Annotated in this window: 22 protein-coding genes and 1 pseudogene; 13 read left to right on the top strand and 10 right to left on the bottom strand. The window is 71.1% G+C overall.

Translation table 11 applies throughout. The features are described 5' to 3' along the window. The first annotated feature begins 1 nt into the window (after position 1). Both OG844_RS14285 and OG844_RS14280 read left to right on the top strand, forming a co-directional pair. Positions 2-973, top strand: coding sequence for a peptidoglycan DD-metalloendopeptidase family protein (locus OG844_RS14285; RefSeq protein WP_406390419.1), 972 nt, complete (start codon positions 2-4; stop codon positions 971-973). A 166-nt stretch (positions 974-1,139) separates the two neighbouring features. Next, entirely contained in the window at positions 1,140-1,967 is an 828-nt protein-coding gene (locus OG844_RS14280) for an SGNH/GDSL hydrolase family protein (RefSeq protein ID WP_406390417.1), read from the top strand. A 62-nt stretch (positions 1,968-2,029) separates the two neighbouring features. Here OG844_RS14280 and OG844_RS14275 read toward each other — a convergent pair whose 3' ends face one another. The 6 genes from OG844_RS14275 to OG844_RS14250 are packed head-to-tail and all read right to left on the bottom strand — an operon-like array spanning position 2,030 to position 8,216. Then, positions 2,030-2,959: an STM4011 family radical SAM protein gene (locus OG844_RS14275; RefSeq protein WP_406390416.1), complete on the bottom strand. Its 930-nt coding sequence runs from the start codon at positions 2,957-2,959 to the stop codon at positions 2,030-2,032. Positions 2,960-2,964: 5 nt separating this feature from the next. After that, positions 2,965-4,326, bottom strand: a complete 1,362-nt coding sequence (locus OG844_RS14270; protein WP_406390415.1) for an STM4012 family radical SAM protein — start codon at positions 4,324-4,326, stop codon at positions 2,965-2,967. Beyond that, a complete protein-coding gene (locus OG844_RS14265; RefSeq protein ID WP_406396127.1) occupies positions 4,323-5,135 on the bottom strand; it encodes an STM4013/SEN3800 family hydrolase in 813 nt (270 codons plus the stop codon). Before OG844_RS14265 ends, OG844_RS14270 begins: the two co-directional genes overlap by 4 nt. 19 nt (positions 5,136-5,154) lie before the next feature. Beyond that, positions 5,155-6,300 (bottom strand): STM4014 family protein, encoded by a 1,146-nt coding sequence (locus tag OG844_RS14260; protein ID WP_406390414.1) that lies wholly within the window; start codon positions 6,298-6,300, stop codon positions 5,155-5,157. After that, positions 6,281-7,252, bottom strand: coding sequence for an STM4015 family protein (locus tag OG844_RS14255; protein WP_406390412.1), 972 nt, complete (start codon positions 7,250-7,252; stop codon positions 6,281-6,283). Before OG844_RS14255 ends, OG844_RS14260 begins: the two co-directional genes overlap by 20 nt. Positions 7,253-7,259: 7 nt before the next feature. Beyond that, positions 7,260-8,216 (bottom strand): STM4015 family protein, encoded by a 957-nt coding sequence (locus tag OG844_RS14250; RefSeq protein WP_406390410.1) that lies wholly within the window; start codon positions 8,214-8,216, stop codon positions 7,260-7,262. A gap of 284 nt (positions 8,217-8,500) precedes the next feature. Here OG844_RS14250 and OG844_RS14245 point away from each other — a divergent pair, with 284 nt between their 5' ends. From OG844_RS14245 to OG844_RS14235, 3 genes are all read left to right on the top strand, one after another. After that, positions 8,501-8,989: a DUF6882 domain-containing protein gene (locus OG844_RS14245; RefSeq protein WP_406390409.1), complete on the top strand. Its 489-nt coding sequence runs from the start codon at positions 8,501-8,503 to the stop codon at positions 8,987-8,989. Positions 8,990-9,348: 359 nt separating this feature from the next. Continuing rightward, positions 9,349-9,675 carry a hypothetical protein gene (locus OG844_RS14240; RefSeq protein WP_329205288.1) on the top strand — a complete coding sequence of 109 codons (327 nt, stop codon included), beginning with the start codon at positions 9,349-9,351 and terminating at the stop codon, positions 9,673-9,675. A gap of 75 nt (positions 9,676-9,750) precedes the next feature. Then, on the top strand, positions 9,751-10,752 hold the full coding sequence (locus OG844_RS14235) for a DUF6745 domain-containing protein (RefSeq protein WP_406390407.1): 1,002 nt from the start codon (positions 9,751-9,753) through the stop codon (positions 10,750-10,752). A 55-nt stretch (positions 10,753-10,807) separates the two neighbouring features. Here the strand turns inward: OG844_RS14235 and OG844_RS14230 are convergent, their stop codons facing one another. From OG844_RS14230 to OG844_RS14220, 3 genes are all read right to left on the bottom strand, one after another. Then, on the bottom strand, positions 10,808-11,398 hold the full coding sequence (locus OG844_RS14230; protein WP_406390405.1) for a TetR/AcrR family transcriptional regulator: 591 nt from the start codon (positions 11,396-11,398) through the stop codon (positions 10,808-10,810). Positions 11,399-11,428: 30 nt separating this feature from the next. Then, complete coding sequence (locus OG844_RS14225; protein WP_406390403.1) at positions 11,429-12,157, bottom strand: hypothetical protein; 729 nt, start codon at positions 12,155-12,157, stop codon at positions 11,429-11,431. 260 nt (positions 12,158-12,417) lie between these two features. Further along, positions 12,418-13,629, bottom strand: a complete 1,212-nt coding sequence (locus OG844_RS14220; protein WP_406390401.1) for a Glu/Leu/Phe/Val dehydrogenase dimerization domain-containing protein — start codon at positions 13,627-13,629, stop codon at positions 12,418-12,420. Between the two features lie 191 nt (positions 13,630-13,820). Here OG844_RS14220 and OG844_RS14215 point away from each other — a divergent pair, with 191 nt between their 5' ends. The 8 genes from OG844_RS14215 (at position 13,821) to OG844_RS14180 (ending at position 21,033) form a co-directional block, all read left to right on the top strand. After that, positions 13,821-14,261, top strand: a complete 441-nt coding sequence (locus OG844_RS14215) for a PPOX class F420-dependent oxidoreductase (protein WP_406390399.1) — start codon at positions 13,821-13,823, stop codon at positions 14,259-14,261. Between the two features lie 113 nt (positions 14,262-14,374). Beyond that, positions 14,375-15,571, top strand: a complete 1,197-nt coding sequence (locus tag OG844_RS14210) for an MBL fold metallo-hydrolase (protein WP_406390397.1) — start codon at positions 14,375-14,377, stop codon at positions 15,569-15,571. Between the two features lie 226 nt (positions 15,572-15,797). Further along, the gene (locus tag OG844_RS14205) at positions 15,798-16,529 is read left to right on the top strand and encodes a hypothetical protein (protein WP_406390395.1); all 732 of its coding nucleotides are present in this window, start codon (positions 15,798-15,800) and stop codon (positions 16,527-16,529) included. 462 nt (positions 16,530-16,991) lie between these two features. Beyond that, positions 16,992-19,052, top strand: a complete 2,061-nt coding sequence (locus OG844_RS14200; protein WP_406390394.1) for an ATP-binding protein — start codon at positions 16,992-16,994, stop codon at positions 19,050-19,052. After that, on the top strand, positions 19,049-19,483 hold the full coding sequence (locus OG844_RS14195) for a roadblock/LC7 domain-containing protein (RefSeq protein ID WP_406390392.1): 435 nt from the start codon (positions 19,049-19,051) through the stop codon (positions 19,481-19,483). Before OG844_RS14200 ends, OG844_RS14195 begins: the two co-directional genes overlap by 4 nt. A gap of 2 nt (positions 19,484-19,485) precedes the next feature. After that, positions 19,486-19,857 (top strand): DUF742 domain-containing protein, encoded by a 372-nt coding sequence (locus OG844_RS14190; protein ID WP_406396125.1) that lies wholly within the window; start codon positions 19,486-19,488, stop codon positions 19,855-19,857. Beyond that, positions 19,835-20,455: a GTP-binding protein gene (locus OG844_RS14185; RefSeq protein ID WP_406390391.1), complete on the top strand. Its 621-nt coding sequence runs from the start codon at positions 19,835-19,837 to the stop codon at positions 20,453-20,455. The genes OG844_RS14190 and OG844_RS14185 overlap by 23 nt, the downstream gene beginning before the upstream one ends. Continuing rightward, on the top strand, positions 20,452-21,033 hold the full coding sequence (locus tag OG844_RS14180; protein ID WP_406390389.1) for a GAF domain-containing protein: 582 nt from the start codon (positions 20,452-20,454) through the stop codon (positions 21,031-21,033). The genes OG844_RS14185 and OG844_RS14180 overlap by 4 nt, the downstream gene beginning before the upstream one ends. A gap of 63 nt (positions 21,034-21,096) precedes the next feature. On the opposite strand, the pseudogene OG844_RS14175 reads toward OG844_RS14180, so the two are convergent. Continuing rightward, positions 21,097-21,358 (bottom strand): annotated as a pseudogene (locus OG844_RS14175) (sugar phosphate isomerase/epimerase); the annotation flags it as partial. Between the last annotated feature and the right edge of the window lie 3 nt (positions 21,359-21,361).

The following is a 21,361-nucleotide window of genomic DNA, read 5'->3' as shown; positions in this document are numbered from 1 at the left end:
CATGCCCGCAAAGGGTAAGCACCGTCGTACGAAGGCCAGCCCGATCTCCCGCGGCGTCCTCGCCGCAGGGACCGGCGGCGCCGTCCTCGCCCTTCCGCTGATCGGCGCCACCGGCGCGTTCGCCGCCGAGCAGTCCGCGCCCGCAGCCAAGCCCGCGGCCGCCAGTGCGGCGCACCACGCGCCGGCCGCCTCCGTGGCGAAGAAGCAGGGCGCCCCCAGGACCTACTCCGTGGTCGCCGGTGACTATCTGGCGAAGATCGCGGCCGACAAGAAGGTCAAGGGCGGCTGGGAGAAGCTGTACAAGGACAACCGTGAGGTCGTCGGCGACAACCCGAGCCTGATCTTCCCGGGCATGAAGCTGACCCTCGGCGTCAAGGCATCCGGTTCCACCACGGAGTCCGCGCCCTCCAAGGCCGCCCCGTCGAAGGCCGCCCCGTCGAAGGCCGCCCCGTCGAAGGCTGCCCCCTCGAAGGCGGAGTCGGCCCCGAAGGCCGCCGCGCCGGCCGAGAAGGCGTCGACGGCCACCAACGCCGCCGACACCACCGGTGCTTCGGAGAGCGACAGCTCCGGCTACACCACCCCGGTGGCCGACGGTGGCGTCTCCACCCAGTACCGCGTCGCCGGTGCCAGCTGGTCCAGCGGTTACCACACCGGCGCCGACTTCCAGGCCGCCTCCGGCACCAGCGTCCGGTCCATCGGCCCGGGCACCGTGGTCTCCGCGGGCTGGAGCGGTGCGTACGGCAACGAGGTCGTCATCAAGCACGACGACGGCATGTACTCCCAGTACGCCCACCTGTCGTCGCTCGGCGTCTCGGCCGGCCAGACCGTCACCGGCGGCCAGCAGATCGGCCTCTCCGGTTCCACCGGCAACTCCACCGGCCCGCACCTCCACTTCGAGGTCCGCACCGGCCCGAGCTACGGCTCGGACGTCGACCCGATCGCCTACCTGCGCTCGCACGGCGTCTCCATCTGACGCAATCGGGCGGCTCGGTGAGCCCAAGAGGGGCGGTGCGCGGCGGCGCACCGCCCCTCTGCTTATTCCGGCTTTACCAAAACCTGACCGGGTGGTCTATCTCACCACCCGTCAACCCCTTATTACGGTCGCGTAGGTCACATTCGAAGGTGCAGGATATGCGCTTGTGGCAGACGATTCGAGAAACAAACAACGAGGCACCATCGGGTCGTACGCAGCGATTGGCGACAGCTTCACCGAGGGCGTCGGAGACCCCGGCCCCGACGGGACGCTCATCGGCTGGGCGGACCGTTTCGCGGTCATCCTGGCGGACCAGCTCCCACTCCCCGCTGCAGCGGCCGGCCCCGCGGACGGCCCGCACGGGAACTTCCGGTACGCCAATCTCGCCGTACGCGGACGCCTCCTCGACCAGATAGTCGAGGAGCAGGTCCCCCGCGCCAAGGAGCTCGCACCGGATCTGGTGAGCTTCTGCGCGGGCGGCAACGACATCATCCGGCCCGGCTCCGACCCGGACGACGTGGCCGAACGCTTCGAGCGCGCGGTCGCCGACCTGACCCGTTCGGTCGGCACCGTCATGATCACCACCGGCTTCGACACCCGAGGCGTTCCGGTGCTCCGGCACCTGCGGGGCAAGATCGCCACGTACACCGCCCATGTGCGGTCCATCGCCGACCGCTACGACTGCCCGGTCCTGGACCTGTGGTCGCTGCGGTCCGTGCAGGACAGGCGCGCCTGGGACAACGACCGGCTGCACCTCTCGGCGGAGGGACACACCCGGGTCGCGCTGCGCGCCGCCCAGGTCCTCGGCCTCGACGTGCCGGCCGACCCCGACCAGGTGTGGCCTCCGCAGGTACAGCGCGGGGCACTCGAGGTGCGCCGCGACGACATGGCCTGGGCCCGCGAGTACCTCGTCCCGTGGATCGGCCGGCGCCTGCGCGGCGAGTCCTCCGGCGACCACGTCGAGGCCAAACGCCCCGACCTGCTCCCGCTCTGAGCACCTCCGAGCGCACTGATCACACGCGTACCCGACGCGGGTGATCAGTGCGGTCAGTGCGCTCAGCGAGTGATGACGGGGAGGGAGCGCCGCGGCACCGCTCCACGCGGCGCGTCCGCGGTCGGCACCCGTACCGGGCCGGCGGGTATCCGCTCCAGCACGCCGCCGGCGAAGACGTCGTACAACGGCAGCGTCTCCAGGTGCACATAGCCGATGTGGCAGTCGCACACGTCGAGCGGACAGCCTCGCGGACCCGACGAGCGCCGGAAGCTGCCGTCGTAGAGGTTGCCGAGTTCGGCGGGGACGAAGTGACAGCGGCGCACCGTGCCGTCGCCGTCCACCGAGACGACCGACTCACCCGTCCGACAGGGCATCCCGGCCGAGCGGTGCGGATGCCGGCTGTACGGGAACAGAGGGTCCAGGGCCGTCCAACGGTCCGCCTCCTCGTCCGTATACGTGTGCCCCTCGGCGGCGTTGACCCAGAGGTACACCTCAGCGGGCAGCGCCTCGCGCAGCCTCCGCGCCTCGTCGAGATGGGCGTCCAGCCCCACGACTCCGACGCTGTGGCGGACCCCCAGAGCGGTCAGCTCCCGGCACCTGCCGAGGAACCGCTCGTACGGCGTCTGGCCGGGGTGGTACGTGCACCACAGGGCGACCTTGTCCCGCGCCGCGTCGGCCAGCCAGCCGGTGCGCCCGCTGAGATTGGTCTGGATGGCGACCCGGCCGATGTGCGGGAGCCGGGACAGCTCGACGAGAGCGTGCCGGTACCAGGACCGGACCAGCCCCTCGCCCCACGGTGTGAAGAGCACCGACAACCGCTCGCCGGTCTGCGCGGCGGCCCACGCCGTGAACCGCTCCAGAGCCGCACGGTCGGCCCGCAGCTGCTCCCCGCTGTCCCGCCGCTTGGCGAACGGGCAGTAGGGGCAGTCGTAGTCGCACGACGCCAGCGGGCCCCGGTAGAGAATCGTCAGGTCCGCAGGCGTCGGCGTCACGGTGCTCACTTCACCTCGTACGCGGCCATCGCGGCCCGTACGGCGGGGGAGAACAGTTCCGGGCCGAGCGCGTCGGAGTGGGCGAGGCCCTCGGGGGAGAGCCGCAGCAGGCCGGGGCCGGCGGTCCCGTCCAGCCAGCCGCGCTCCTCGAAGGCGCCCAGTTCGCCCGGGAAGTCCCCGAAGGGATCGGTGCCGAAGCGCTCGCGGTACCCGTCGTGGGGCATGCCCTCGGCCTGGAGCAACGACTGCAGGAGGTGGCGCCTGCGGGCCTCGTCACCGTCGACGTACCGTCCGACCTCGGCCCGCGAGAAGTCCTCGGTGGCCGTGAACCCGTCGATGATGCCCCGGATCTCGCGCATCTCCACCGCGTAGTCGAAGGAGTAGTGCAGCGAGGAGGTGTAGGAGCGTGCGCCGCAGCCGAGCCCGATCATGCCGTCGGTCTGGCAGGCGTAGTCGTCCGGGCCCGCCCGGTGCGCGCCCGTGCGACGGAACATCCTCATCGACACCTGCTCGTAGCCGTGGGCCAGGAGGTGGTCGCGGCCGGCGCGGTAGAGGCGCAGCCGCTGCTCGTCCCAGGCGGGGTCCGCCCCGTCCACTGCCCCGGCAGCCCCCTGCCGCCCGAGGCCGGTGAGCGCGCGCACGTACAGCGGGTAGAGGTAGAGCTCCTCGGGACGCCAGGCCAGGGCTGCGTCCAGCGAGGTGCGCCAGCTCTCCTCGGTCTGCCCGTCGATGCCGTAGATGAGATCGATGTTGAGGACCGGGATGCCGGCGTCGCGGATCCGGCCGAGGGCGGCCTCCACGTCCGACCTGTGCTGCGGGCGGACCGCGGCGCGGGCCTCCGCGTCGACGAAGCTCTGCACACCGATGCTGATCCGGGTGGTCCCGCGGTCGGCGAGGACGCCGAGGCGGTCCGCCGTCGCCGTCGCCGGCGAGGTCTCGACCGCCAACGGTACGGACCGCAGGTCGGCGCCCATCCGCTTCTCCGCGATGTCGCAGAGCCGCTCCAGCTCGCCCGCGGTGAGGAAGGTGGGGGTGCCACCGCCGAACGCGGCGGCGGCGAAACGTACCCGCTCCTCGTCGCCCAGCGCGTCCCGGACCGCGGTGGCCTGCCGGTCCAGGGCGTCGAGGTAGCGCGTCGTCAGCTCATCGGGGGCGCCGATCCGGGTGAACAGGTTGCAGAAGCCGCAGCGGACCTCGCAGAACGGTATGTGCACATAGAGGGAGAGCGCGTCCTTCGGCTCGGCCGCCCACAGCTCGCGCAGCAGGGGCCGCCCGGCGGGATGGCCGGCGAGCGGGCGGTATGCCGTCTTGTGCGGGTAGGCGTAGACGTAGCTCCGGTAGGGCCCGGTGCTGGCTGTGACGGTCATCGAGATGCCCCCGGATCGAGGAAGAAGTGGGCGTACGGCACGGTCCAGACCGCTTCGTGACCGAGCCGGTGACCGGTGTACCCGTCGTCGCCGTAGGCCGTGCCGTGGTCGGAACAGACGATCGCGAAACACCGGCGGCGGCTGCTCGCGGCGGCGAAGAGACGCCCGATGTGCCGGTCCACGTACTCCAGTGCCGCAGCATGGGTGGCCCGGGAGTCACCGGCGTCGGCGGTCGCCCCGGGGAGGTGGAACCAGTTCGGCTGGTGCAGGGCCGACACATTGACGAAGAGGAACAGCCGCTGGTCCTCGGGGAGTTCAGCGACGACCTGTTCGGCGCGTGCCACCTGGGCCTCGAAGGAGGTGGGTGAGGCGACACCGAACTCCGGCTCCCAGTGGCTCTCCCGGAACATCCCGGGCAGCACCGACCCGAGGGGCGGACGGCGGTTGAAGAAGCCGACTCCGCCGATGCACACCGTGCGGTAGCCGACGGCGGTGAGGCCGGAGAGCAGGTCGGGGGTGTCATGGACGAACGTGCCGTCCGCCGTGGACTCGCTGCCGGCGAAACGCGCCGCGAACAGCCGGGGGTGCGGGCCCGGGGATGCGGGCGTCGGCAGGAAACCGGCGAAGATCGCCTGGTGGGAGGCGTAGGTGAAGCTGCCCGGTGCGTGCCTCTTCTCCCATGCGCCCCCGGGCAGGTGCCGGACCAGATTCGGGATGCGGCCGGCGGCTGCGAGCTCCTCGGCGACGTCGTACCTCAGGGTGTCCAGGGTGACGAGCAGCAGATCGTGGCTGCCCACGATCTCGTTCATGTCGACGGCGAAGGCGGGTTCAGGGGGTGGTGAGGGCACGGTCGTTCCTTGCTCGGTCCAGTACGGCGGCGACCTGCGCCGCATAGGTGTCCAGGCCTTCGGCGCCGCTTCCCGGCAGACCGGTGAGGCGTGGCAGGAGATCCCCGAAGGCGTTGACCTCGCCGACGGCGAAGCGCCGCCAGCCGGTGGCGGGCAGCAGATCGACGCCCACGCACAGCGTGTCCGGGAAGCAGGCTGCGGCGCGCTCGCACACCGCGAGGGCCTCGCCCCAGTCGGCGCCGGCCGCTTCCGTCGCGGCCCGCGCCTCGTCGAGATCGCCGCGTGCGCCGCCCAGATGCAGATTGGTCATCGGGGAGCGGCTGGTCCGTACGACGGCGTGCGTCGCCCGGCCGGCCACGACCACGACCCGGAGATCGGCCACCCGCCCCCGCAAAGACGCCTTGGGCAGCCAGCGCTCGATGTGCAGCCCGTCGGGCGCGAGCGTGTCGATGATCGCCGCCACCTCGCGCTCCGTCGTGAAACGCCGCACCCGCAGCGAGTTGAAGAGCCGTCCCTCCTCGTCCCGCTCGACGGAGGTCGTCGCCCGCACCCGGCCGGGGCCCGCCGTCTCCAGGGCCAGTACCCCCGACGCGGAGGACCCGTGCGCGGGCTTCACGAAGACGCGCGGCATACGGTGCCCGGCCATCAGGTCACGTACATCCGCCCAGCCGCGCACGGCAGGTGCCGCGTGCCCGGACGTCGGCGAATCCGGCACCGGCACCCCGGCAGCCTCCAGCACACCGTGACAGAGGCGCTTGTCGAACATCACCGCGATGTCCTCGGGATCGTCCAGCAGAACGGCGCCCGCCCCTGTCGCCGCGCGGGCCACGTCCCGTACGGCGGAGGTGAACCCGGCGTACCAGCGGGCCGAACCCTCGACCCTCGTCGGGTCGTCGACCCCACGCAGCAACCGCTCGACCTCGGTGTCCTCACCGGGCGAATCGATGCGCACGGTCTCGCCGGGCAGGAAGACCGCATCCTTCCCCAGCACCTCCAGCCAGGACACCGTGCGCGCTCGGGGCAGTCCGGCGGCGCGCACGGCGTCCTGGAAGAGGCCGACCCTGCGGTTGCCCGGATTGCCGACGACCGCGAGGCGCGGCGGCACGCTATTCACTGACCGCGACATAGCGGGGCTCGTCCTCGTCCTCCGGATCCCATTCCTCCGCCTCGTCGAGATGGACCTGGACGCCGGAGCGGGCGCACAGTTCGCGGATGCGGGAGACCATCGGCTCGGTGAGGTAGTGGTGGTGCAGGTCGATCGAGGACAGATGGGTCAGCGGCTGACCGTCGAGGAGGGCCTGCGCTCCCACGTCACTGAGGGTGCCCATCGCGAGCGAGAGCGACTCCAGCTGGGCGACGACCGGAGCGGAGGCGACCGCCGCGGCGATCTCGTCCTGGATCTCGCTGTTCTGCAGGCCCAGATGGCGCAACCGGGGGTACGCGCCGCCGGACAGCACGGGCCGCATGTCCTCGACCGTGGCGTCGCCGCCGTACCAGGCGGCGCCGAACCAGAACTCCAGCCGCTCCAGGGCGGGCAGTTCGGAGGCGCCGACCGCTCGCACGACGTGGCCGGGCAGGCCGCCCGACTCGAACCTCAGCGACTTGAGGGCCTGGTGCCGAACCGGCCGCAGCCGCAGCTTCTCCTGCTCGGGGACGGAATCGCCACCGCCGCGGACGGTCAGCTCCTCCAGGAGGGGGAAAGCATCGATCAGCGGCGTGATGTCGGACATCTCCAGCCAGGACACCTCGCACTCCTCGCCGACGACATCGGCGAGGAACACCGCGCGCAGGGCCGTGAAACGACCCGCGTCCGCGGTGATCCGCTCCACCACCGGGGCGAGGGAGATGTATTCGTCCGGCCACCAGGGGCCGATGACCAGCGCCCGGATCCGGGACGTGTCCACCGTGTCGAGGAAGTGCTTCCAGAGCTCCGGGAACGTCAGTCCCTCCCAGCCGCAGTCCAGCCGCCAGGCCACGGAGTCCGCCGGCGGCAGCACCTCCGCACGCGGCTCGTCGGGACGGGGCAGGGTGAGGACGGGGAGGCCGTGGAAGGCGTCGGGGTGCTCGATATCGCTCATCGCGCCATCACTCCGCGACCGCGGTATAGCGGCCCGCGGCGCCCCGGTCGCCCCACGGCTCGTTGCGCTCCGTCAGATCGACCCGCACACCGTGCGGTTCGAGGGCTTCGGCGACGCGGCGCTCCATCGGCTCCGTCAGGAAGTGATGGTGCAGATCGAGGGCGGTGAGATGGGTGAGCGGCTGCCCTTCGAGCAGCGCGGCCGCGCCCTCGTCCCCGAGTGTGCCGCAGGACAGGTCGAGCGTGCGCAGCCGGGCCACGACCGGGGCCGAGGCGACCGCGGCCGCGATCTCGTTCTGCAGCTCGCTGTTGCGCAGGCCGAGGTGGTGCATCCGGGGGAAACGGGTGCCGGTGAGCAGCGGCGCCAGATCCGCCACGTCCGCGTCACCCCCGTACGCGGAGACACCCAGCCACAGGTCGAGGCGCTCCAGCGCGGGCAGTTCGCTGTCCAGCACACCGCGGAGCGCATCCGCGGGCAGGCCGCCAGTCTCGATGGTGAGCGCCCGCAGGCACTCGTGCTTGACCGGCGGGAACACCAGGCCGGTGCCACCGCGCACACCCAGCCCGGTCAGGGCGGGAAAGGCCGTGAGGAGAGCGGTGACGTCCGACTGCTCGATCCAGGAGATCTCGGCGTCCTCCATCTCCAGGTCACCGACGAAGACGGCTTCGAGCGACGTCAGCCGGTCGGCCGCGGCGACGACGAGTCCGACGGGGTAGGAGGAGTCCTCCTCGTACGTCTCGCCCCACTGTCCGATGATCAGTGCCTTGACCCCGGCCGGATCGACGGCGTCGAGGAACGCCGTGAACTCCTGCTCCCAGGTGTGGGTCTCGTCCGGGTCGAACGGGTTGACGCTGATGCGCCAGGCCGCCTCATCGGCCGCCGGCAGCACGGCGGCGTCGTTCTCGTGCTGGAAATCGACGGCCGGTAGGCCGAGCAGTTCGGGCAGATAGCTCACCTGGGACATGGTGCTGAGCTCCTGAAACTGAGGACGGACGGTTGATGTCCGCCAAGGTGTATCAAGCCCCACTGACAGCGGCGCGAGCGGGCCCGCCGCGCTCTCGGGCGGCAGTCGACTGAAGCTCCTCTGAGGCATACGCCCGCCCGCGCATCACCAGAAGGGAACCGAGCCCCGACGGACAGGATGAGAGACATGTGGTCCATCCGGACACCGGCAAGCCCAGGCCCGGTCATCCTGACCACAGGCCGGGGTGGCAGGATCTTGCCGACAGTTCTGCACGAGGAGACAACGTGGACGACCGCTCGAAGCATGACCACTCCGGCTGGGAGGCGGTCGTGCTCGCGGCTCGGGAGCGTGCGCGCTCGCGACAGGCACTCATGGTCGAGCGCTTCGGCCTGTCAGGAGACGTGCAATACGACTGGTCGATGGACGACGCCCAGATCACGTGGTCGCGCGACGGCAAGGTGTTCCTCACAGGCCGACTCACAGTGATCGGCAGCGTCAGCCTTGCACAGGAGACCTGGCTGTGGTCCTGGGCGAACGAGTCACTCCCGCACGCCGCTCTGGGCGACATGGAGAGGGTGCGGCAGTTCGGCGAGGAGAACGACTACCCCGTCCTTCCCTGGCCAGGCTTCACGTACGACCCCGAACTCGTTGCTGAGGCTCGGATGGTCGCGGCCTCCGTGCTCGACGCCGAGGGACTGTGGGCGGAGTCGATGGACGACGTGCAACTCCACTTCATCATCCATGACCTGACGCTCGCTGCCGAGCCACAGTGACGGTTGCACGGATTCCCAGGCTGCTGGTGCCGGCCGCCGGACGTTGAACGGCAAGCTCACAGACCGTTTGTCCTGGCGGAGGCGTTCGGCTGCCATGTGGGCGCAGTCTGGGGTGTGAGGGCTGGGACGGTAGGTGTTGCCTACGCAGGATGGGGGCGTGTGGCGGCTTGCATCGGCCCGTTTCCGGCCGGAGCCATGGAAACGGCGGTCGGACAGAACAGTCGCAGGACGGCCCAGCAGGACGTCAGTCAAACCCTGAGCCATCACCGGAACCCGCTACGAGTATCAATGTCAGACCCCCGCCGTAGCGTTTTCACCGTGGCCGGCACAGCGGGTGCCGTCACGGAGGGGAGACTTCTGTGTACCGGCAGGGCGATGTACTGATCGTGGCACTGGACGAGTCCGCGGTGCCCGCACGCTTCGTCGACGCACCGGGTGAACTGCGCGACGGGCGGGGGCGGCTGGTCCTCGCGCTGGGTGAAGTCACCGGTCACGCGCACGCGGTGCAGGGACCCGGCCGGCTCATCCGGGAGGCGGGACCCTTCGGCCCGATGCTGCTCCATCTCCCCGACGGGGGACGCGTGGTGCACGAGGAGCACGCCGTGATCGCGCTGCCGAAGGGCTGGTTCCGCGTCGTGCGTCAGCGCGAGTACGCACCGGGTGCCGTCCGAGTCGTCGCGGACTGAGCCGCGCGGCGGTGCACGGGGGTGACGGGTGACATGGGACAGCCGGGAAACAGGGACAGGGGACGGGGAAGACCGATGAGTTACGTGAATTCTTGGCGGGCCGTGGCAGCGGCGACGGGCGGGGCGGACCGCGGCGCCGCCGAGGACGGTGTGCGGCTCGCCTACCGCAGCGCGGGACTTGCCGAACCCGAGCACATCATCTGGGTGGCATCGCCCAGGGCGGCCGTCGAGGCGGTCGAGAAGCTCGTGGACGCGGGGCGTTCGGTGCGCGAAGAGGTCCGCACCCGCCCCTGGGCGGACGAACGGCGCCGGATGTACGACGAGCTGGGCCCGGCCGGCTGGTCCGCCCTGTGGTCCGCCACCGGGGCTCAGCTCTGGGAGACCACGGCCGCGTTGGCCGAGCGGATACGGACCGGGATCGTCACGGACCTTGCCACGCGGCCCGAGGACGAGTCCGCCGTACGCCTGGTACTGCTCGACGCGGTGCTCGGCCAGCACGACGCCGCCTGGCTCGCCGCCTTCGACGGCCGGGGGGAGCGCCTGACAGGACTGGCGGAGGTCGCGAGGCACGCCGGCTGGTGGTGGCCCTACGAGCGTGCCGTGGTGATCAGCGAGCGGCCGGTAGCGCTCCACCGCGACGAGGCGGGCCGGCTCGACCGCGGCGACGGTCCGGCGCTCGCCTATCGCGACGGCTTCGCACTCCATGCCTGGCGCGGCATGCCGGTGCCGGCCGAATTCCTGGACGGACTGGCCGCCCTGACCCCCGATCGGATCCGGAGCGAGGAGAACGCGGAACTGCGGCGCGTGATGCTCGAGTACTACGGCTACGACCGCTACCTCACCGAGTCGGGGGCCGAGCCCGTGCACCGCGACGAGACCGGCATCCTCTGGCAGATCGCGCTGGAGGGCGACGAGAACGTCGTGATGGTCGAAGTCGTCAACTCCACGCCCGAACCGGACGGGAGCCACCGCACGTACTGGCTGCGGGTGCCGCCCCGGACCAGGACCGCGAAGGAGGGCGTCGCCTGGACGTTCGGGCTCGACGGCGACGACTACGCCCCGCTGCGCCAGACCTGACCCGACCGGGCTCGGGAGCCGGTCCGGAGAGGGGGTCGGCCTGTCAGGAGAGGGGTCAGGCCGTCAGGAGCTCGTGGTCGATGCCGAGTTCACGGGCGAGCGCCTCCTCGGTCCACCGCAGCATGGTGGTCCGGGAGAGCGGACCCGCGTACGACGTCATCTGGACGGCCAGCCCGTCCAGGAGCGCGGTCAGCCGCCAGGCCACCGACATCGGATCGTCGCAGTCGAACTCGCCGGCTGCGGCGCCCTCCTCGATGACCTCGGCCAGCTCCGCCTTCCACTGCTGGTCGAGATCGCCGGCCACCTCGCGCAGCACCGGATCGCGCAGGGAGGCGGCCCAGCCCTCGATCCACAGGCGCCAGCCCTTGGCCTGACCGGTCGGCGCGTACCAGCGAACCGCGGCCCGCAGGCGCCGGACCGCGGTGGTGCGGCGTGACAGCAGCCCGCGCAGATGGGCGAGATCGGCTTCTGCCGCGTACGCGAACGCGGCCGCCACGAGCTTCTCCTTGGACGAGAAGTGGTACAGCACGAGCGCGTTGCTCACTCCGAGGACCGACGCCACATCGGCGATCCGCACCGCGGACACGCCCCGGACCTCGATCTGCTCCACGGCAGCGCGCAGGAGGTCCTCACGTCGCTCCGACACGCTCAGCCGCACTCTTGCCACACCGTCACCCTAACCAACGCCCTGATCATGACGGGGATGGGGCGGGCCCCGCACGGGCACGTCCCCCTTTCTCGCAGTGCGGCCGCAGTGCGGCCGCAGTGCGGCCGATGCGCGGTCAGCCGGCGCCGGCCAGCTCCAGATGTCGGCGCAGCCCGAGCGGTACGCGTCGGTCAGTGTCTCCGTCAGGGACGCACCCCACGTGTCCGTCACCGTCGTCCGGAGGTCGACCTTGGCGGTGCCGACGGCCGGTACGGTCACCTTCCGCCTGCCATCCGCTCCACGGGACGCCGCGGCCGGCTTCCCGTCGGTGCCGTCAGTGGCGTACCAGACTTTCGACGAGGCGACCGGAACCGTGCTCCGGCTGCCTTGCGCGGTGAGACCGACCGTGCAGCCGAGGGGCTTGTCGGCCTCGGTGGCGTTGACCCCGGTGAGCGACAGCCGGTAGTCCGGATCGAGCAGCCGGGCGGCTGCCGCGGTCTTCCTGGACTCGTGGCCGGGACGGAACCGCCACTCGCTGGTGACCCGCGAACCGAGCATCCAGGTCACCGGATCCGGCGAGGTACGGGTGACGTCCACGGTGAGCCGGTACCAGCGGTCGCGCCGGTCCGGATCGAAGACGGCTTGGCCGGGCGCCGAGTTGCTCGCCAGGACGGTGCCGTCGTCGGCGGCGAGCACGGTGCTGCCGCTGTCCGCGCCTGGTGCTGTCGCCCCGCGGTGGCCTGCGGCGTCGGAGAACATGGGCAGGCCCACATTCAGCTGGTCGCCGGTCCTGGTGATCTGCGGGGAGCCGGCCCTCTCCCCGAGGGCGGGGTTGAAGGGAGCGGATGGGCTTCAGCCGGTTTCCGGTCCGGCGGCCACCTCGTGAACTCGTGTGTTCTCAGGGGGCGGTGAGCTGAGAGGGGCAGGATATTGGCAAGTGGAAGGGGTCGGAGGTGGCGGGTAGCTGCCATGGTGTCAAATCGCCGCGGCCGCCGACGGCGGGCCCGGAGGGGCGCGCCTCACAACCCCAACCGCGCGTACCAGCCGAACCGCTCGGCCATGACCGGGAGCCGGTCCGCGACGATCGCGTGGGCGGCCTCGCGCGGGGTGCAGCCGTCGGCCTCGGCGCGGGCCAGCATCAGGTCGATCAGGGCGCGCATCGAGCGGCGGGTGTGCGCGAACGCCTCCTCCGCGTCGGCCCCGATGTCGCCGAACAGGGTCCACCACCACCAGGCGTTCGTACCGGAGTTGACGACCACGTCGGGCAGGACCGTGATCCCGCGCGCGGCGAGCAGCGCCTCCGCCTCCGGCAGTACCGGCATGTTCGCCGCCTCGACCACCCAACGGGCCCGGATCGAGGCCTGGTTCACCCCGTCCACGGCGTACGAGACGGCCGCCGGGACCAGAACCTCCGCGTCGGTGGTCAGCCAGGCGTCGGCAGGCAGTTCGTGGTCCTCCTCCCGCAGGGCGCTCCGGTTCACCGTCCCGTAGGCGTCCCGGGCGGTCAGCAGGGCTTCGACGTCCAGGCCCGCCGGATTGGCGATCGTGCCCTTGACGTCGGCGACCGCCACGACCCTGAGTCCGGCCCGGGAGAGGAAGCGTGCCGTCGCGCCGCCCATGGTGCCGAGCCCCTGCACGGACACCCGGGCATCGCGGTGGGCCATGCCCGCACGGTCCAGCGCGGCGAGCGCGGACTCGGCCACCCCGCACCCGCCCACCAGCTCGTCCAGCCCGATCCCGTCCACCGTGACGGCGAACGCGTCCGCCAGCCGCCTGCGGGCCGCAGCCTCGTCGTCGAGCAGTGGGAAGACCGCCTGGACCGAGGAGACGAGCCCTGCCTCGGCCGCGGCCCGGTCCACGAGGTCCTGGGTGAGTCCGAGATCCTCGCCGGTCGTCCAGACACTCTCGACGTAGGGGCGCAGCGCCCGCATATAGCGGACCAGCACGCCGTACGCCTCGGGCTCGCGCGGATCGCAGTCGATGCCGCCCTTGGCGCCGCCCAGGGGGACGTAGCGCGCCTGTCCGTCGTCGGCGTCGAAGTGCAGCGCTTCCTTCATGGTCATGCCACGGGCGAGGCCTGCCACCTCGTCGAGGGTGCACCCCTTCCGCATCCGCAGCCCACCGCTGGAGACTCCGCGCACCAGCCGGTCGACGACCAGGTACCCCTTGCGGCCCGTCACGTGATCCGTCCAGGTCAGGGAGATGAGCGGGGCGGGGGAGTGGGGTGTCATCCGGCGGCTCCTCGGTCGGTCGTAGGTTGGTCGTACTGAATGGTCATTCAGTATTGGGACGCGGCGGCGACCCTGTCAAAGAGGATCCGACCCGGGCTGTCACGATGCTCTCGTCGCGGCGGGGCGCCGGATGTGAGATCGCAGGCACCGAATTGCGGAATCCTGGGGCGGATGCGGACGTTGGAGCCTGCATGACGGACATCGAACCCGGGCGCGAAGCGCTGCTCCGACTCGTCGGCGAGCACGACGGCGGGGTGCTGGTCACCCTCAAGCAGGACGGCAGGCCCCAGCTGTCCAATGTGAACCACGCCTACTACCCCGACGAGGGCGTGATCCGGGTCTCCATCACCGAGGGCCGTGCGAAGACCCGGAACCTCCGCCGGGATCCGCGTGCGAGCTACCACGTGACCAGCGAGGACCGCTGGGCGTGGACCGTCGTCGACGCCACCGCCGAGCTGACCCCGTTCGCCGCCGATCCGCACGACGCGACCGTGGAGCAGCTGATCACGCTCTACCGGGACGTCCGGGGCGAGCACCCGGACTGGGACGACTACCGGCAGGCGATGGTCCGGGACCGCAGGGTCGTCCTGACGCTGAGGATCGGGCATGCGTACGGGCAGCCGCGTGCCTGACGCTGCCTTGTCCGGCGGCGATGCCGTTGGTGTTGCTCCGTTCACCGCCTCTTTCTTGCCCCGTCGTACCCCCCGACGATAATGGGACGACACCGACTCCCTCAGGAGATGTTGTGACCGGCGCCGACAATCAGCCTTCGCTCCGCATGAGACTCCGCTCGCTGCGGCCCGACGCCTTCGGAGCGGACCCGGCCGGAGCCCGTATGGAGCGCATCACGCGCTCGCCCAATTTCGCCGACGGAGTCTTCCAGAACCCGGAGGGGGCACGGACCCGGCCGTCGGGTTCCATGCTCGAATTCGCCAAGGTCTACTTCCGCAAGGAGGAGCGGGTCCGCAGGTCACCGAACGGCACCGTGCCCGTCCACGCGACCACGCTCGCCGATCTGGCCGGGCCGCCGGCCACGGGACTGCGGCTGACCTGGATGGGCCACTCCAGTGTTCTCGCCGAGATCGACGGGCGGCGCGTGCTCTTCGACCCGGTCTGGGGCGAGCGCTGTTCTCCGTTCGCCTTCGCGGGGCCGAAGCGGCTGCACCCCGTGCCTCTCCCGCTCGCCGCGCTCGGCCCCGTGGACGTCGTGGTGATCTCGCACGACCACTACGACCACCTCGACCTGCCCACCATCCGGACCCTGGCCGGGACCGACACGGTCTTCGCGGTCCCTCTCGGCGTCGGCGCCCATCTGGAGCGCTGGGGTGTGCCCCTCGACCGGATTCACGAGCTCGACTGGAACGAGACCGTACGGATCGCCGGGATCAGCCTGACCGCCACACCCGCGCGTCACTTCTGCGGGCGCGGGCTGCGCAACCAGCAGCACACGCTGTGGGCGTCGTGGGTCGTCGCGGGACCGGAGCACCGGATCTACCACAGCGGTGACACCGGCTATTTCTCCGGCTTCCGGGACATCGGCGCCGAGCACGGACCCTTCGACGCGACCATGATCCAGCTCGGTGCCTACTCGGAGTACTGGCCGGACATCCACATGACACCCGCCGAGGCCGTGCAGGCCCATCTGGACCTCCAGGGCGGCGGGCCGGCAGGCACCCTGCTGCCGATCCACTGGGCCACCTTCAACCTCGCCCCGCACCCGTGGTCCGAGCCCGCCGAGTGGACGAAGGACGCCGCGGAGGAGCTGGGGCAGGCGGTCGCCTTCCCACGGCCCGGCGAACCCTTCGAGCCGGCGGGGAAGCTTCCCGCGGACCGCTGGTGGCGCTCGGTGTCCGCCCCCGTCGCGCACCCGTGGCGCGTCATCGGAGAGACCAGCACCGCACCCGTGCAGCAGGGTGCGGTCGACCTGGCCGGCGAGCGGTGACATCGGGCCCGGACGATGTCGTGAGGCGTGCTGAGAGCGAGCTTCGGAGCTGCTCATTCCCGCGGGTGACAGAGTCCAGCTGACGGGGCGGCGCTTCTTCGACGAGCGGCAGCGCACCCACGACCTCACCATCGCCGGTGGGCACGCCTCCTACGCGGCGCGGGTACGACTTCCGTCCTCGTGCGCAACTGCGACGAAAGCGCGCTGGGCCAGCAGACCGTCGACGGTGACGAAATGGCTCCGGACATCTTCGCCATGGAGCGGGGCCACCACCAACAAGGAATGGGACGACAGTTCCTGGCGGTACGAGCAAGTGATGAAGTTCCTGAAGGTCGGCAAGACGAACTTCCACGTCCTCCTCGACGGGGTCGAGGATCCCGTCATGCATGCCGAACCGGGCAGTTCGCTCAAGCCGGCGCCCGAGATGCAGGGGACGACACGGTCGGAGAGGTACCAGCTCAGCCAGTCGTCCGCGCCATCGTCCGGCGCACGGAGCAGGGTGACCTGGTACCGCAAGGGAAAATGGTGGGGAACCCGTTTGAGTGAGGCACAGGATTCCGGGAAGAACGTCCTCTGGTCGAGTCCGCTGACATTCCAGCTGTGGCTCTACGGCATCGGGCACTCCCAACTGCTCATCCGTAGCCTGTCGGGCCAGGGTCAGGACGCGGAGCCGATCGGTATCCGGTTCGAGGCGGTGGAGCGGATGAACATCGGCCGCACGTTTCGTGGTCTCAGCCTGCAGTCGGCCGACGACGCCCTTCTGGAGGAGATCGCGGCCACGGGCTACCTCCTGCCGCGACCGAATCCGCTGCTGGCGCTCGCGCTGCGCAGTGAGGACGCCGTGAGCTGGGTCGTCTGCTCGAAGGTGGCGGTCGGAGTGTCCGAATTCGTCGACGGGCAAGCCGGATTCTCCCTCGAACCGGTCCACTTCGCTGCGCGAGCGAGAAGACCGGACTGACCTGATCCACCGAACACGACCCCGGAGGACCGCCTTTTGCAAGGCGGTCCTCTTCGGCTTTCCTGCCGTCACAGCATCGGCGCCTTCGGACGCCGAAGGGGGGCGGGCCCACGGCCGGATCGTCCCCTGAGGGCCCACGGAATTCGAAGGGTGGCAGGCGGACGGTTAGGGCGCCATTCCCTCCATGGCGTGTCAGTTCGACTGCGGCATGACCGGTCGGTTACGGCGCCGGACATATTCGGCCGCCCATGCGAACCCTCATACCAGAGCGGGACGCCAGGTGGGCAAGTTCGACAACTGCGCGGCAGGCATGGGCGATACACGACTACCGTGTGTTGCCGGTGATCAACGGTGGGCTCATATCGGTCGGGCCTGTCCAGCCGTTGACCCGGGCCTGACCGACCACCGTAGGTGTCACCACACGAATGCCGATTCCTGGTGCCCCACGTACCGAGGACGATGATGTCTCAACTTCGCGCACCCACCGCGCGACCGGAACGCCGCGAGGGCGGACGGCACGGCCGTCCGGGTGGCCGTTCGGGTAGCCGATCGCACCCGGCCGCGAGCAGGCCGCGCGCCGCGCAGCCCGCCCCCGACGCCCGAATGCGACCACAGCTGCTGCGGACGGCCGTCCTGCCGGCCGTCGCCGCAGTGCTGAGCGGGGCCGCGGCCGTCATCTTCACCGTCCGGTCCTCCGGTGTGCGCCCGTCCGGCAGTCTCCTGGCGGCTCTCGGCGGATCCGGGGCGCTGGCCGTCGCCGCCGTGGCGGCGGCCTTCCTCGGCGCGAACCGCGTCGTCACCGGGGTCCTCGACCGCTGCATCGCACTCCGGCGCGCCAGCGCGCAGAGCGACGCCGATCTGCAGCGGCTGGTGGAGCAGCTCCGCAACGGCGAACCCGTGCCCGCCCGGCGGACCCCGACGCCCGCTGCCCCCGATGCCGACGCCTTCGACCTGCTCGCCCAGGAACTGGGCCGCTCGCAGGAGGGGGCCGTCGCGGCCGTCGTCCAGGCGTCCCAGCTCTTCAACAGCACCGGGGACGAACAGAAGGTAGAGGTCTTCGTCAACCTGGCCAGACGGTTGCAGTCCCTCGTGCACCGCGAGATCCAGATCCTCGACGAGCTGGAGCACGAGGTCGAGGACCCCGACCTTCTCAAGGGCCTCTTCCACGTCGACCACCTCGCCACACGGATCCGCAGGCACGCCGAGAACCTCGCGGTGCTCGGCGGCGCCGTTTCGCGGCGGCAGTGGAGCAACCCGGTGACCATGACCGAGGTACTGCGCTCGGCGATCGCGGAGGTCGAGCAGTACCCACGGGTCAAGCTGGTGCCGCCGATCGACGGCACCCTGCGTGGGCACGCCGTAGCCGACGTGATCCACCTGCTGGCCGAACTCGTGGAGAACGCCACGGTGTTCTCCGCCCCGCACACCCAGGTCCTGCTCCGCGCCCAGCGCGTCACCGCCGGACTCGCCCTGGAGGTCGAGGACCGTGGGCTGGGCATGCCGGGCCCCGAGCAGAAGCGGATGAACGCACTGCTCGCCGACCCCGACCAGGTCAATGTCGCCCACCTGCTCCAGGACGGCCGGATCGGGCTGTTCGTCGTCGCGTCCCTGGCACGCAGACACGGAATCGCCGTACGGCTGCAGAGCAACATCTACGGCGGCACGCAGGCGGTACTCGTGTTGCCGCAGGGACTCCTGGGCATCGACGACGAGACCGCGGCGCGGGCAGGCGCCGCGCCGGTTCCGCCGCTCGGAGCCGTCCACCGGCCCCCCGCCCAGGACGCGGCCCCCCTGCCTCCGGCGGCGGCCCAGCCCCCACTGCCGCAGGCCGCCCCGCCCCCACTGCCGCAGGCCGCCGCGACCCCACTTCCGCAGGCGGCTCAGGGACCACCCCGGTTGGACCAGCCTCCCAGGCAGACACGGCGTACGGGAGAGGGGCCCCCGCTGCCGCTCCGTGCCGAGCGGGTCGACGGCCCGAACCCTGCCGCGTCCCCGCCCGGCGCGAGCTCCTTCCGGGACAGCGATGCCCGTACCGGACGGGCTGCCCCGCCCCTGGACGGCGCGGTGGCGGCCACGAGTGCCCCCGGTGCCGTCGCAGATGCCCCGGGCCGTCCCCAGCTCCCCAGGCGCAGCAACCAGGAGCACCTGGTTCCGCAACTGAGGGAAGCCCCCGTCCCCCGTACGGAGGACGAGGACGCCCTGCACGACCCGGGCCTGATGGCCGCCTTCCGGCGCGGGGTCGACCTCGCAGAGGCCCAGTCGGCCGAGGACCCGGAGCCCTCACCCTCCTACGACCCCGCCGACGGCTCTCCGCAGCGTGCGATGCCGGACGCCCGGCCCGTGGCGACGCCAGGTCACTTCCCCTCCGTCGGTGCGCAGCGGACCCACGCCCCGGCCCCGTTGCCCGTCCGCGGCCTCACGGCGGCGCAGGCCGGTGCGGAGCCGCCCGAGGAGGACTTCCCGGGCCACCGGCTGCCCGAATCGGATCCACGAACCGAGAACACCTTCAAGGAGTCACCATGACGAGCGATATGCCGTCCGGTCAGGTCTCGGACCTCGACTGGCTGCTGAGCGGGCTGGTCCAGCGCGTGCCGTACACGCGCAGCGCGGTCCTGCTCTCGGCCGACGGCCTGGTGAAATCCGTCCACGGCATGGACGCCGACAGCGCCGACCACATGGCGGCCCTGGCCGCGGGTCTGTACTCCCTCGGCCGCAGCGCCGGCGCCCGGTTCGGAGACAACGGCGACGTGCGGCAGGTAGTGGTGGAGCTCGACTCGACGCTCCTGTTCGTCTCGACCGCCGGATCCGGTACCTGTCTCGCCGTCCTGTCCGGCCGTGAGGCGGATGCAGCAGTGCTCGGCTACGAGATGGCCATGCTGGTCAAGAGCGTCCGCCCGTACCTGACTACCCCGCTCCGGCAAGCCGCCGGAGCACCGTTCAATACGGGGCTGTGAGAGTGCCGGCCCCGCAGGACGGGCCGTTGCTCGACGACGCGGCCGGCCGGCTCATCCGCCCGTACACCGTGAGCAACGGCCGCACCCGGCCGACCACCGTGCTCGATCTGCTGTCGCTGGTGATGGCGACGGGGAGCGAGCCACAGGTACACCTCGGCCCCGAGCACACGGTGGCGCTGGAGCTGTGCGGCTGCCCGACCTCCGTGGCCGAGATCGCCGCGCATCTCCGGTTGCCCGCTGTCATCACCAAGGTGCTCCTGTCCGACCTGGTCGACTGCGGCGCGGTCACTGCGCACGCCCCCGCATTCCATGACATGCCCACCGACCGATCTCTGCTGGAGGCAGTGCTCGATGGTCTACGACGACAGCTCTGACAGCACCCGAGGCTCCGAATACTTTCCCGTGGCCCTCAAGGTCCTGGTCGCGGGGGGATTCGGCGTCGGCAAAACCACGTTCGTGGGCGCCGTCAGCGAGATCGCGCCGCTGAGCACCGAGGAGTTGCTGACCCAGGTCAGCGTGGGGACCGACAACCTCGAGGGCATCGAGTCCAAGACGGCCACCACCGTGGCCATGGACTTCGGCCGGATCACGCTTTCCGACCAGCATGTGCTCTACCTCTTCGGCACGCCCGGGCAGGAGCGGTTCTGGTTCATGTGGGACGAACTCTCCAAGGGTGCGCTGGGAGCTGTCGTGCTGGCCGACACACGCCGGCTCGCGGAGTGCTTCGCGGCCGTCGACTTCTTCGAGCGGCGGGGCATCGGATTCGTCGTCGCGGTCAACGAGTTCGACGGCGCCTACCGCTACGAATCCGACGAGGTGCGGGCCGCCCTCGACCTCGGACCCGAGGTACCGGTCGTGCTCTGCGACGCCAGGATCGCCAGTTCGGGCACCGGGGCGCTCGTCACCCTGGTCCAGCACCTCATCAACGCGACCGCCCCGGCACCGCTCTCCGGCTTCGGGGCCCGTTCGTGATCCCTTACGGGACGGAACGGCCCCTGCTCACACCTGTCGACCGGGACGGGCCCGCCAGGGGCGCGCGGCTGCGCAGACTCGGGCTGGGAGAGCGCACCGACACGTCGTTCGACAGCTTCGACGCCTTCGCCGACAAGGTGGCCGAAGTGACCGCGACGCCGTTCTCGATGGTCAACTTCATCGATGAGAACCGGCAGTTCTTCGCCGGGCTGCACACCCCGGCCGGCACCCGGAAGGGGTCCGGCCTCGGCGCGGTCGCAGCGGGCAGCGGCCGCGGGATCCGTCATCTCGCCAGAGACCACGGCTACTGCCCGCATGTCCTCGTGCGGCGCAAGGCCCTTGTGCTGGAGGACGTCTGCGACTACCCGCGCTTCGCGGGCAATCCGGTCGTCGACGACATGGGAATCCGCTCCTACCTCGGAGCTCCGCTGATCGACAGCACGGGTGTAGCGCTCGGTACGGTCTGCGCCGTCGACACCGTGCCGCGCCCCTGGGGCCGGGCGGGGCTGGACACCATCAAGCTCCTGGCGCGCGAACTCGTCGGGCAGATCGACCGCCGGGACGGGCCCCGCGGCTGAACCTGCCGGTCATCCCGCCGGCGGCCTGCCCGTACCGGCGCGCAGGACGACCTCGCCCTCGACGCGGACCGCACGCGAACGGTTCCCGTGACGACCGCTCACCCCGACCGTGGCGTAGCCGATCTCGGCGAGCGAGCTGTTCCAGGGTGCCCCCGAAGTCCGTGGCCGGCGGCGTGCGCATCGTGTACAGGTGCATGCCGATGCCGGACGGGGGGAGGCGCCTGCGGCAGCCGGCCGGAGCGGCCGACGCCGTTCCCGTACCCACTGCTGCGGCCGCGGCGACGCCCGGGGACGGACCGAGAAACGCTCTTCGTGTGCCGTTCATGCC

This window comes from Streptomyces sp. NBC_00887, from assembly GCF_045207585.1.
The sequence above is the reverse complement of the archived record's forward strand: the minus strand, read 5'-3'. Positions and strand labels throughout refer to the sequence as shown.

Excerpts from the sequence above, each read along its gene's own strand:
- OG844_RS14220 (WP_406390401.1), bottom strand. The coding sequence starts at position 13,629 with ATGACACCCCACTCCCCCGCCCCGCTCATCTCCCTGACCTGGACGGAT.
- OG844_RS14250 (WP_406390410.1), bottom strand. The coding sequence starts at position 8,216 with ATGTCCCAGGTGAGCTATCTGCCCGAACTGCTCGGCCTACCGGCCGTC.
- OG844_RS14255 (WP_406390412.1), bottom strand. The coding sequence starts at position 7,252 with ATGAGCGATATCGAGCACCCCGACGCCTTCCACGGCCTCCCCGTCCTC.
- OG844_RS14200 (WP_406390394.1), top strand. The coding sequence starts at position 16,992 with ATGTCTCAACTTCGCGCACCCACCGCGCGACCGGAACGCCGCGAGGGC.
- OG844_RS14265 (WP_406396127.1), bottom strand. The coding sequence starts at position 5,135 with ATGAACGAGATCGTGGGCAGCCACGATCTGCTGCTCGTCACCCTGGAC.
- OG844_RS14225 (WP_406390403.1), bottom strand. The coding sequence starts at position 12,157 with ATGTTCTCCGACGCCGCAGGCCACCGCGGGGCGACAGCACCAGGCGCG.
- OG844_RS14215 (WP_406390399.1), top strand. The coding sequence starts at position 13,821 with ATGACGGACATCGAACCCGGGCGCGAAGCGCTGCTCCGACTCGTCGGC.
- OG844_RS14260 (WP_406390414.1), bottom strand. The coding sequence starts at position 6,300 with ATGTCGCGGTCAGTGAATAGCGTGCCGCCGCGCCTCGCGGTCGTCGGC.
- OG844_RS14270 (WP_406390415.1), bottom strand. The coding sequence starts at position 4,326 with ATGACCGTCACAGCCAGCACCGGGCCCTACCGGAGCTACGTCTACGCC.
- OG844_RS14235 (WP_406390407.1), top strand. The coding sequence starts at position 9,751 with ATGAGTTACGTGAATTCTTGGCGGGCCGTGGCAGCGGCGACGGGCGGG.
- OG844_RS14285 (WP_406390419.1), top strand. The coding sequence starts at position 2 with ATGCCCGCAAAGGGTAAGCACCGTCGTACGAAGGCCAGCCCGATCTCC.
- OG844_RS14185 (WP_406390391.1), top strand. The coding sequence starts at position 19,835 with ATGGTCTACGACGACAGCTCTGACAGCACCCGAGGCTCCGAATACTTT.
- OG844_RS14195 (WP_406390392.1), top strand. The coding sequence starts at position 19,049 with ATGACGAGCGATATGCCGTCCGGTCAGGTCTCGGACCTCGACTGGCTG.